Raw genomic sequence first — 10,059 nt, forward strand, 5'->3', positions numbered from 1 at the left:
ACTCCTTCCTCTAAATGGTTTGTTGTGTATAATCCCATTTTATCAAAGAAGGATGTCTCTTGTTTATTTTTTTCCTACAACAATTTTACACTATGTTTATCCGTCGCGGTTATCCGGCCTGCATCAGCCGCAGGCGCCAACTATCTCAGGATTCATCAGTGGAAGCGACCTCGGATAAAGCCTTCTCGATGGCAAGAGATAGCTGATCCGGGCAGGAGGTTTTTTTAAAACCGCAGCGGATACCTTTGATCAATGCGGCGACCTCTTTGGCGCTACGGCCTTCTGCCAGCCTGGATATGCCCTGGAGGTTTCCGTTGCAGCCGCCCAAAAACTCCACATTCCTGATGATGCCGTCCTCAATGTCGAACGTGACCTGTGCGGAACAGGTTCCTTTGTTTTTAAACGTATATCTCATTCCTGTACACCTTCATCCTTTTTGATTTTTGACTTGTCGAGCCGGGCGATGAGCTTGTTGATGGGTGTGCCCATGTTATGGAATCGCGTTTCATACTCGGTGGGGACATTCCCTTCCAGCATATCGCTGTTATACAGATCGTAGGTAACGGCAATGATCTCGAAAGCCGATTCCCCAAACTGCTCCAGCGAGTAATCGAAAAACGGGCGGTTGTCTGTCTTGAACTCGATGATGCCGCCATCCTTGAGAAGCCTCTCATAGATCCTCAGATACCTGGGAGAAGTCAGCCGCCTTTTGGCATGCTTCTTTTTAGGCCAGGGATCGGAGAAATTCAGGTAAAGCCTGCTGACCTCGCCCTCGTTTAAGTATTCTTCCAGATAGTCCGCATCAAGGCTGGTCACGGCCAGATTGGGCAAGCCTGATTCAGGTATCTTCCTTAAAAACTTGAGCGCGATGGTGTGGCATCGCTCAACGGCGATGTAATTGATTCCGGGATTATTCCGGGCCAGAGTGATGATAAACTCCCCCTTGCCGGAACCAATCTCCAGATGGATCTCGTTGGAATTCCCGAAATAGGATGACCATTTGTCCTTGAACAGACGGGGATCCTGTATATAATTCCTGAATGTTGGCAGCATCTCTTTGGCGTTGGGAATGCTTCTCAGTCTCATCTGACACCTCGGCAACGTTGTGCTTCAATAAATGATTATAAGACAAGGCGGGCTTTAAGTAAACCCGGTGATGATTTCAGCAGGTCTCAATGTCTGCCCTTTGTAATCAGTATTCTCGACAGGCAGAGCCATTGCTCCTTTCGGATGGTGCGGTAAAGCCAGAAGGAGGTCAGCAGGGATGCCAACTGGGAGCAGATGAGATCCTTTAAGGTATCCATGAGACCGATATCCACCAGGCCGTTGTCCAGGCGGGTATCGTTCAGATGGTTGGTTCCCAGGAGGGAGTCGCTGAGAAACTCGGTATATTCCCATAAAAGGCTTACGCCTGCGGCAAAAAGGACCATGAAAAGGAAGCTAAACCCGGGCTTCAGTGTTCTGATGGTGCAGGGATCGCCGTTGAGCAGGTTGATCAGCGACAGGGCAAGCGCAGGCGTTATGAAACCGGATAGGAGATGGATGAAAGTGTCCCATCCGTCATACCTGTCATAGAAGGAAAGAATCCCGCCCATGTACAGGCTCAGGAACAGAAAAGCCAGGATTGCGTATTTAATGAGCGGCGGAATGATGATGTGCAGGATTCTTTCCAGGATTGCCGGTAAAAGATAAAATGCCCCAAGTACCAGCGATGTCCAGATAACCCAAAACCCTTTTTCGGCGTATTGGGTGACGATGCCAATTACCAGCAGCAGGAAGAAAATCGTATAAACCGAACCGAGAAACCTGTTTTTCATGAAGCACCTCGCCGCGGCGTGCATTACCGACCCACTTATTATGGTTTAAATTGCTGGAAGCAATACCAAATTCAGATTTCCCCCTGTCAAACTCAGGACTTGACAACTTTGCGTTGCGGCCATATAATAAAGTACACGTGTGTAAAGCAAAAGTGCTTGACAGGGTGAAACCCATGAAGGATAATATAAAAGCTGACGCCGCTGTGGCTGAGGAACCCCGGTTTTTTGAGGTTTCCATGTTGCTGGATTTCTACGGGCAGCTTCTCACGGCCCGCCAGTATGAAATCCTGGACCTGTATTACAACAATGACTATTCCCTTGCGGAGATAGCCGAGGAGCTGGGCATCAGCAGGCAGGGCGTGCACGACAGCATCCGCAAGGGACGGGCGGCCTTGGAAGCCTATGAAGCGCGGCTGGGCCTGGTGGAACGTTTCCGGGAACAGGAAGAAAGCATGAGAAAAGCGCTGGCCTGCCTGAACAGGGTGGAAAGGGAGGTTCCCCAGGCAGCGGAGAACAAATCCTTCCAGGAAGCGGTCAAGGTCCTCGGAAAGGTTATGGATTCATTATAAGCAGGATGTTTGAGGGATTGTTGCATGGTATTTGAAGGATTATCCGAAAAGCTTCAGAACCTGATGAAAAAGATAAAGGGCCAGGCGCGCATCACTGAGAAGGACGTCAAGGAGATGATGCGCGAGGTCAAGCTGGCGCTCCTTGAAGCCGATGTCAACTTCAAGGTGGTCAAGGAGTTCATCAACACCATCTCCGAGCGGGCTGTCGGGAGCGAAGTCCTGGAAAGCCTGACTCCGGGGCAGCAGGTGGTCAAGATTGTCCATGAGGAACTCATCAGGCTCATGGGTTCAACGCCTGCCAAGATCACGTTTTCTCCGGCGCCTCCCACGGTTTACATGATGGTGGGCCTTCAGGGTTCAGGTAAAACCACCACCAGCGGCAAGCTGGCCAACCTCCTGCGCAAGGATGGCAAGAAGCCTTTGCTGGTGGCCTGTGACGTCTACCGGCCTGCGGCTGTCAAACAGCTCCAGGTGGTGGGCAGTCAGCTGAACATCCCTGTGTTTGAAATGGGCACCGGCCAGGATCCCGTGGATATCGCCAGAAAAGCGGTGGAACACGCTAAATCCATGCAGTTTGACGTGGTCATCATCGACACGGCCGGACGTCTCCATGTGGATGCCGAGCTGATGGAGGAGCTGAAACGCATCAAGCAGAGCGTTAAGCCCCATGAGATCCTTCTGGTGGTGGATGCCATGACCGGTCAGGACGCCGTCAACGTTGCCGGTTCATTCAATGACCAGCTGGGCATCGACGGCATTATTCTGACCAAGCTGGACGGCGATACCAGGGGCGGAGCGGCCCTGTCCACCAAGGCCGTTACCGGAAAGCCCATCAAGTTTGTGGGTATGGGCGAAAAACTCAATGATCTGGAGCCCTTTTATCCGGATCGCATGGCCTCCCGTATCCTTGGGATGGGAGATGTGCTGAGCCTCATAGAAAAGGCGCAGGAAGCCTTTGATGAGAAGAAGGCCCTTGAGCTGGAAAAGAAAATGCGTTCCCAGCAGTTTACGCTGGACGATTTCCTGGAGCAGATGCAGCAACTGAAGAAAATGGGGCCGTTAAGCCAGGTGCTCAGCATGCTGCCCGGTATGGACGCCAAGGCTCTCAAAGGGATTGATATGGACGATAAGCAGATGGCAAGAACGCTGGCCATCATCCAGTCCATGACCCCGCAGGAGCGGGCCAATCCCAGTATCCTGAACGCCAGCAGGCGTCAGCGCATTGCCAGGGGCAGCGGCACTTCGGTCACCGACGTAAACCGGCTGCTGAAACAGTTTGAGGAAGTGCAGAAAATGATTAAGGCCCTGCAGGGCAAGAAAGGAAGCAGGTGGATGAAGGGGCTTGGAGGTTTCAGGAGACCCTTCTGATCTGCTCAATATAAATTATCAAGTTGTTTTAACTGTACAACTTGCCTGACGACAGACGAAAGGTGGTGAAAACATGGTAAAGATAAGACTGAAGAGGATGGGCGCAAAGAAAAAGCCTTTTTACAGAATTGTAGTCGCCGACGCCAGGTCTCCCCGCGACGGTAAGTTCATCGAGCAAATCGGTACCTATAATCCGCTGGCTAACCCATCCGAAATCAAGGTGGACGTGGAAAAGGCTAAGAAGTGGCTTTCTACCGGCGCTCAGCCTACAGATACCGTCAAGAAGCTGCTTAAGATAGCTGGAATCACAGAGTAAGTCATTCCTTAGCATTTGGAGGTACAGTCCATGAAAGAATTGCTGGAACATATAGCCAGGTCATTGGTTGATCACCCCGAAGCTGTTTCGGTAAACGAAGTAGAGGGAGAGCATTCCGTTATCCTGGAACTTAAGGTATCGGAAGATGACATGGGTAAGGTTATCGGAAAGCAGGGAAGGATCGCCAAGGCCATTCGTACCGTTATGAAGGCTTCAGCCATACGCGAAAACAAGCGGGTAGTGGTTGAAATAATCCAGTAATCCGGCAGCGTGCCTCAAGCTTCAAGGCATCAGGCGCTGCTGAAAAGCATAAGGTATTCTTCCATGCAGAAAAGGCTGTCTGTTGCAGGCAGCCTTTTGCAATACCGGATTTTCCGGCATGTTCACAGAACCGGATATGTGAACAAGGTCCTGCCTGCTCAGTCGGCTTTTCGCAGGCGAATGGATTCAAAGACTTTTTGCCCTGGCAGGACCTTGATAAAATAGGATTTATACCAGTAGTTCCCATCATACTTGGAGCATATGGTGTAATAGCCTGGTGGAAGCTCCTCTATCCTGAAATTGCCGTTGGCATCCGAAGTGGTCTTGTGGACCGGGGTTTTGCATTCGGTACCGAAATACAGGAGGATTTCCGCATTGGCAACCCGTTCGGTTGAGCCTTCCAGGCAGGTGACCCCGATAATTTTACCGGACAGATCATGGTTATTTTTTATGAAGATGTTCAGGTTCTGCGTATTCGACTGACTTGGGTTGAAATCAAGCCGCTGGTGCTGCTCCATGTCCTGGGCGTTATACTGGATGCTGTCCTTTTCCAGCCTGATGGTTTTCTCTTCCTTGCTTCTGCCGTCAGGCGACACCTTCTGGGTTTCCATAGCACCATCCCTTTCTTTATGCCGCATCAATAATAGGTTGTAAGTGGGGATGGAATCCCCGCTTGGTTTCATGTCAAAAAGGCTTCGGCTGCTTCTTGTCGTCCTTGGCTTCAACCTTCACGCCGGCATCAGCCTTTGTCTCGCTTTCAGCTTCGGCTTCGCTGTCGGCGTCAGCTTTCTGACCCTGACCCTGGAACTGTTTTTGGGTCAGCACGTTGTAGTTGATCTGCTTGTTGAACTGCCTCTGCTTGTTGTTCTGATCCTCGTCATCCCACACGAGATCCAGATCAGCCTTCAGATCAGCCTTGATTTCAGCCTTAAGGATCTTTTTCAGTTCCTCAAGTTCGTATTTGTCCATCATGTCGCCTCCTTTCGTTCGGGAATGTTTGTCCTACTTCATATTATGCAGGCAGGCCATGATTGCTAATGGTTGTCTGGGCCTTTCGGCTGCCCTGTATGCCGCTGCAGGACAAGCAAAAAGGCCTGTCCGAATGGACAGGCCCGGCTTGTACAAAAAATTATGACTGGAAGATTTTGAACGCCTCGCTTTGGGCGGCGATGACCTTGTCGCAAAAACGGTCGAATTCCACGTCTTCAACCTGCAGTTCCGGATGCGACAAGAGATAATCAATGCTAAGCCGCACCCCCTGGTCGAATCGCATGGTGGCGGTGAACCCGGGAACCAGCCGCTTGATCTTGCTGTTGTCGAAAACCACGCTATGGGCTTTGTCCCCCAGAAGGCTTCCTCTCAGATCCGGATTGCAAGCCGCCAGAAAATCCGAGGCCACGTGGACCTTTTTTACGGTTACGCCCAAAGCCCGGCCGATGGCGTCATAGATGGCGTCCCAGGAAAGGGACTCGTCGGAGGTGATGTGGACGGCCTCGCCGATGGCCGCAGGATTGCCCATGATGCCTACAAAGGCCTTGGCGAAATCCGAACTGTGGGTAAGGGTCCAGAGCGAAGAACCGTCGCCATGGATGATGACCGGTTTTCCCTGCATGATCCGATGGATGACCTGCCAGCTTCCCTTCCGGCCATGGACCGCCAGCGGGACGCTACGCTCGTCATAGGTGTGACTTGGTCTGACGATGGTGATGGGGAAACCTGTATTGCGGTATTCATGCATCAGGCGTTCCTCGCAGGCTATCTTGTTTCTGGAATATTCCCAGTAGGGATTGGCAAGGGGGGTGCTTTCCGTGATCCGGTAATGGGAAAGCGGTTTTTGATAGGCGGATGCTGAACTGATAAAGATAAACTGCGCCGTTTTTCCGGCAAAGAGACGGATATCCCGCTCTATCTGTTCAGGTACAAAGGCGATGAAATCGGCCACCACGTCAAAGGTCATGTCTTCCAGCAGTTTTGCTGCCTCTTTTTCCTGGCTGATATCGCATTGGATGACCCTGGCGCCGTCAGGCACCCTTTCGGGCCGGTTACCCCTGTTCAGAAGATAAAGCTCCCAACCGTTTTCTATTGCCAGCTTGGACACGGCCGTGCTGATTGTGCCGGTTCCTCCGATAAACAGTGCTCTCATTTTTCTCCCTCCTCACATGCCTTTTCTTCATTTTCACGCAATCGGTGCAAAATGTAAAGGCAAACCGCAGGGGATTGTTCTTTCCCGATAAAACGGCAGCGAAACGTGGAAAACCAGGACCGCTTATGCTAGAATAAGCATAAATATTTCAGAAAGCGGGTGAAGCGTATCATGCGGTATAACCGAGGTAACTGCTCGGTGCAGTTGAACCGTCTGACAGCGGATTGCACCGAGCCTGATGTCTGATACGCTGTCAGATGCTGTTCAATTGCACTGCTCTTCAGGGATTAAATCAAAAAAGGAGTAGTGCAGATGAATATCAAAAAGAACGCATTTCTGCTTGGGCTCATCCATTTTCTTTCCGAGTTCAGGCTTTATGCTGCTGTTGCAGTTCTGTATTTTACCGAAATCTCCGGTTCCATGATGCTGGGGATGGGTGTTTTCTCTGTTGCCATGCTTTCAGGCGCCGTTCTTGAGCTACCCACCGGTATTTTGTCGGATCTGGTGGGCAGAAGAAGGACAATAGTGCTGGGAGCAGCGGCTTCTTTGATTTCCATCATGCTTTATTCCGTCGGGAAAGGCATCCTTTGGCTGATGGCTGCGGCTGTTTTTGAGGGTTTGTCCCAGGCTTTGTTCAGCGGCAATAATGAGGCTTTTCTCTATGGCCATCTGAAAAGTGCCGGACGTGAAGAGGAGTACAAGGCCTTTTTGGGAAAAATCCTGTCCATGGCCCATATCGCCTTATCGGTTTCCGCCCTGATCGGGAGCCTCATGCTGATTTTCGGAACTTATGCCATGCTGTTCAGGCTCTCCATCATTCCCAGGGCTTTGGGGCTTGCGGCAGCCTTGTTCCTTGATGAGCCGGAAACAACTGACAGGGACAGAAAATCACCCTGGCATCACTTGCGTGAGTCCCTGTGGGAAGTATGCCGCAACAGCAAACTTCTCAGAATATTCATAGCCGACAGCCTTTCGGATGGTGCGGGTGAAGCGGCTTACCAGTTCAGGGCGTCTTTTCTTAAGATGGTATGGCCCGTCTGGGCCATTGGCCTTGCGGGGACGCTCGGTGATGTGTTGGCAGCCTTCAGCTTCTGGATCAGTGAAAGATGGATTGACCGGAAGGGATACAAGGGGGTTATCCTGGTTGGCAAGCTCTACAGCATCATATCCAATGTGGCGGCGTTCCTGATGAGGAACGTATTTTCCCCCGTCCTTCTGACCACCAACGCGCTGTTTTACGGTGTAACGGGCGTTGCCCGGAGCGATATGTCCCAGAAGCTTTTTACAGACAGGCACAGAGCTTCAATGGGTTCCATCAAATCCTTTGCGGGCAGCCTGGTCTATGCGTTGCTGGCGGTGGTGATTGGAGGTGTGGCCGACAGGTTTGGGGTGATAGCTGCATTGGTTTCCTTCCAGATTTTTGGGGTTGTGTCCCTGGCTATCTACATGAACCTTTTCAAAACAGATGAAGTATAATCAAACAGGGCGGAATGGAATTCCGCCCTGAAGCTTTTGTCTTACATTATTTTGCCTGGATATATCCTTCCGCCTTGAGCAGCTCTGCAATGAGCACAGCGCCGCCGGCAGCGCCCCTGACGGTGTTGTGTGAAAGGCTGACGAACTTATAATCGAACAGGGTATCCTCGCGGAGCCTTCCGATAGCGACGCCCATGCCGTTGCCCAGATCCCGGTCAAGCCTGGTCTGGGGCCTGTTGTCCTCCTCAAAATAGGTGAGGAAGGGATTGGGTGCGCTGGGAAGCTCAAGTTCCTGGGGACGACCCTTGAAGGAGCGCCACAACTGGATGATCTCCTCCCTGGAGGGTTTCTTTTCAAAGCTGACATAAACCGCTGCCATATGTCCGTCTGTTACCGGCACACGGATGCACTGGGTTGTGATGAGGGGAGCATCGGTCTTCACAATAGCGCCGTCCCTGATCTCGCCCCAGATTCTGAGCGGTTCCTGCTCGCTTTTTTCTTCCTCGCCGCCGATGAACGGGATCACGTTGTCCACCATTTCAGGCCAGTCGGCGAAGGACTTTCCGGCGCCCGAGATAGCCTGGTAGGTGCAAGCCAGGACCTTGGTCGGTCCGAATGCTTTCAGGGGATGGAGAGCAGGAACATAGCTCTGAATGGAGCAGTTGGGTTTAACGGCAATGAAGCCGTTCTTGGTTCCCAGCCGTTTTCTCTGGGCCTCAATCACCCGGATATGACCGGGGTTGATCTCGGGAATCACCATGGGAACATCCGGAGTCCAGCGGTGAGCGGAGTTATTTGATACAACCGGAGTTTCGGTTTTGGCATAGGCTTCCTCCAGGGCCCGGATCTCTTCCTTTTTCATATCGACGGCGCAAAAGATGAAGTCAACCTCGCCGGCTACCTCTTCAATATTGGAGGCATCCTTGACGACAATCTGTTTAACCTTTTCCGGTATCCCGGAAGAAAGCTTCCACCTGTTCGCGACCGCTTCCTCATAAGTCTTTCCTGCGGAGTTTCTGCTGGCTGCAATGGTGGTTACCTCAAACCAGGGATGGTTCTCAAGGAGCGTGACAAATCGTTGCCCGACCATTCCTGTTCCGCCGACAATACCAACCTTCAGTTTTCCTGCCATAACAAATCTCCTTTCTGACTGCGATAGTTGCTCCCTTGTTCTGTCTGACCGCATTGATTGATAAAATATATGCATAACAGGTGTATACTTGCACCCTGCATCATGTCTCACCTGTCGAACGGTTTTACGGCATGGACCGCTGTATATTAATAGCATTATAATGTATTGTATAATGATGTTCAAACCTTTTTTTATTCAAGTCGCATTTCCGTCGAAAGTCCCATAGCGGAAAGCGTTTGTTCGACGAGATTTTTCGCTGTTCTGCGAATATTTTATCATCTTCTTTACAGATCCGGGAATACCGTGTTATAATATTACGGCGTGAATACAGAGTGGTCCGCTTCCGGCGAAGAATTGCAGAAAATATACCGGTATGAACACTCTAGGAAATGGAGGAAAACAGAATGGATAATATTATTCGTGCGCTGGAACAGGAAGGCATGAAGAAAGATCTTCCCAATTTGAAGATTGGTGACTTTGTTAAGGTCAATGTAAAGGTAAAGGAAGGAAACAGGGAAAGGATTCAGTCCTTTGAAGGCACCATCATTGCCATGCGTGGCAGCGGCATCAGGAAGACTGTCACCGTCAGAAGGGTTTCCTATGGTATCGGTGTTGAGAGGGTATTCCCTGTTCATTCCCCGAAGGTTGACTCCTTCGAAATCATCCGCAGGGGTAAGGCCAGAAGGGCCAAGCTCTACTACCTGCGTGAAAGAGTGGGTAAGCGCGCCCGCCTGAAGGAAGATCTGGCAACCGCGATCGATTAAGGTTCTACGTCAATTGTTGGGGTGGAACTAGTAAAATGAAGAAGCTTATGCTTTGTTGGCAGATGATCAATTTTGGTCATCTGCCAATTTTGAATATAAGAGCTAAGCCATAACATGAAGTATCCTGTTTCTGAACCTTGTGAAATTTCTTATCCCATAGGCATTTCGTTTGATCACTTTAATCTTGTTGTTGACACCTTCCGTGAAACCATT

14 protein-coding genes are annotated in these 10,059 nt (G+C 50.8%); 6 read left to right on the plus strand and 8 right to left on the minus strand.

Going from position 1 to position 10,059, the window contains the following annotated elements; genetic code table 11:
• Positions 1-145 precede the first annotated feature (145 nt).
• The 3 genes from F3H12_RS12235 to F3H12_RS12245 all read right to left on the minus strand — a co-directional run bounded on the left by F3H12_RS12235 (position 146) and on the right by F3H12_RS12245 (position 1,817).
• Entirely contained in the window at positions 146-415 is a 270-nt protein-coding gene (locus F3H12_RS12235; protein ID WP_149679604.1) for a TIGR03905 family TSCPD domain-containing protein, read from the minus strand.
• Entirely contained in the window at positions 412-1,086 is a 675-nt protein-coding gene (trmB, locus tag F3H12_RS12240; RefSeq protein ID WP_149679605.1) for a tRNA (guanosine(46)-N7)-methyltransferase TrmB, read from the minus strand. Before trmB ends, F3H12_RS12235 begins: the two co-directional genes overlap by 4 nt.
• 86 nt (positions 1,087-1,172) lie before the next feature.
• Positions 1,173-1,817 (minus strand): DUF2238 domain-containing protein, encoded by a 645-nt coding sequence (locus tag F3H12_RS12245; RefSeq protein ID WP_149679606.1) that lies wholly within the window; start codon positions 1,815-1,817, stop codon positions 1,173-1,175.
• Between the two features lie 173 nt (positions 1,818-1,990).
• Between F3H12_RS12245 and ylxM the strand changes: the two genes are divergently transcribed.
• From ylxM to F3H12_RS12265, 4 genes are all read left to right on the plus strand, one after another.
• Entirely contained in the window at positions 1,991-2,386 is a 396-nt protein-coding gene (ylxM, locus tag F3H12_RS12250; protein WP_149679607.1) for a YlxM family DNA-binding protein, read from the plus strand.
• Positions 2,387-2,410: 24 nt separating this feature from the next.
• Positions 2,411-3,754: a signal recognition particle protein gene (ffh, locus tag F3H12_RS12255; protein ID WP_149679608.1), complete on the plus strand. Its 1,344-nt coding sequence runs from the start codon at positions 2,411-2,413 to the stop codon at positions 3,752-3,754.
• A 73-nt stretch (positions 3,755-3,827) separates the two neighbouring features.
• The gene (gene rpsP, locus F3H12_RS12260) at positions 3,828-4,070 is read left to right on the plus strand and encodes a 30S ribosomal protein S16 (protein WP_149679609.1); all 243 of its coding nucleotides are present in this window, start codon (positions 3,828-3,830) and stop codon (positions 4,068-4,070) included.
• A gap of 30 nt (positions 4,071-4,100) precedes the next feature.
• Entirely contained in the window at positions 4,101-4,331 is a 231-nt protein-coding gene (locus F3H12_RS12265) for a KH domain-containing protein (protein WP_149679610.1), read from the plus strand.
• A 158-nt stretch (positions 4,332-4,489) separates the two neighbouring features.
• On the opposite strand, the gene F3H12_RS12270 is transcribed toward F3H12_RS12265, so the two are convergent.
• From F3H12_RS12270 to F3H12_RS12280, 3 genes are all read right to left on the minus strand, one after another.
• Positions 4,490-4,942, minus strand: coding sequence for a carboxypeptidase-like regulatory domain-containing protein (locus F3H12_RS12270; protein ID WP_149679611.1), 453 nt, complete (start codon positions 4,940-4,942; stop codon positions 4,490-4,492).
• 73 nt (positions 4,943-5,015) lie between these two features.
• Positions 5,016-5,303, minus strand: coding sequence for a hypothetical protein (locus F3H12_RS12275; protein ID WP_243133285.1), 288 nt, complete (start codon positions 5,301-5,303; stop codon positions 5,016-5,018).
• 157 nt (positions 5,304-5,460) lie between these two features.
• Positions 5,461-6,474: an SDR family oxidoreductase gene (locus F3H12_RS12280; protein WP_149679612.1), complete on the minus strand. Its 1,014-nt coding sequence runs from the start codon at positions 6,472-6,474 to the stop codon at positions 5,461-5,463.
• Positions 6,475-6,786: 312 nt separating this feature from the next.
• On the opposite strand from F3H12_RS12280, the gene F3H12_RS12285 reads away from it, so the two are divergent.
• Positions 6,787-7,950: an MFS transporter gene (locus F3H12_RS12285; RefSeq protein ID WP_149679613.1), complete on the plus strand. Its 1,164-nt coding sequence runs from the start codon at positions 6,787-6,789 to the stop codon at positions 7,948-7,950.
• Positions 7,951-7,996: 46 nt separating this feature from the next.
• Here the strand turns inward: F3H12_RS12285 and asd are convergent, their stop codons facing one another.
• Positions 7,997-9,082, minus strand: coding sequence for an aspartate-semialdehyde dehydrogenase (gene asd, locus F3H12_RS12290; protein WP_149679614.1), 1,086 nt, complete (start codon positions 9,080-9,082; stop codon positions 7,997-7,999).
• 404 nt (positions 9,083-9,486) lie between these two features.
• Here asd and rplS point away from each other — a divergent pair, with 404 nt between their 5' ends.
• Positions 9,487-9,846: a 50S ribosomal protein L19 gene (gene rplS / locus F3H12_RS12295; RefSeq protein WP_149679615.1), complete on the plus strand. Its 360-nt coding sequence runs from the start codon at positions 9,487-9,489 to the stop codon at positions 9,844-9,846.
• A gap of 102 nt (positions 9,847-9,948) precedes the next feature.
• On the opposite strand, the gene F3H12_RS12300 is transcribed toward rplS, so the two are convergent.
• A partial coding sequence (locus tag F3H12_RS12300; protein WP_149677403.1) for a transposase occupies positions 9,949-10,059 on the minus strand: 111 nt, incomplete at its 5' end.

This window comes from Thermoclostridium caenicola (genome assembly GCF_900142095.1).
Taxonomy (GTDB): Bacteria; Bacillota; Clostridia; order DSM-8532; family DSM-8532; genus Thermoclostridium_A; species Thermoclostridium_A caenicola.